Origin of the sequence: Gilvimarinus gilvus (assembly GCF_030518155.1) — a bacterium.
Classification (GTDB): domain Bacteria; phylum Pseudomonadota; class Gammaproteobacteria; order Pseudomonadales; family Cellvibrionaceae; genus Gilvimarinus; species Gilvimarinus gilvus.
Genome location: NZ_JAULRU010000444.1, coordinates 1 through 343 on the forward strand (window position 1 = coordinate 1; position 343 = coordinate 343).

General features: G+C 28.0%; 1 pseudogene. It reads right to left on the reverse strand.

The window, feature by feature from the left end:
- A pseudogene (locus QWI17_RS08795) lies at positions 1-343 on the reverse strand (hypothetical protein); the annotation flags it as partial.

Here is a 343-nt window from a genome sequence, read left to right on the forward strand (position 1 = left end):
AATTCACGATAAGTCAAATCAGCTTCAACTAATTCACAGAAATAGTAACTATCATTAAAATTTATAAGGGTTTTATTTTCTACAAAAGCAATTGGATATGGTGTCAAAAATCCTAAACCAATCAATCGTTTTGCATATTCATAAGATCGTTCAGCTTTTGATTTTCTGAAAAATCGATATACAAATTTATTGACAATATTCGGAATTTTGAATGATTTAATCGTAGCAATTTTACCTGATTCTAATGTCTTTTTTTTGATAGAATTTCTTGTGCCTTTTGCAATATAATCGTCAATCAAGTCAAAATTGTCAAGAATGGATTTGATTTCAGTTTGCGTGGTTT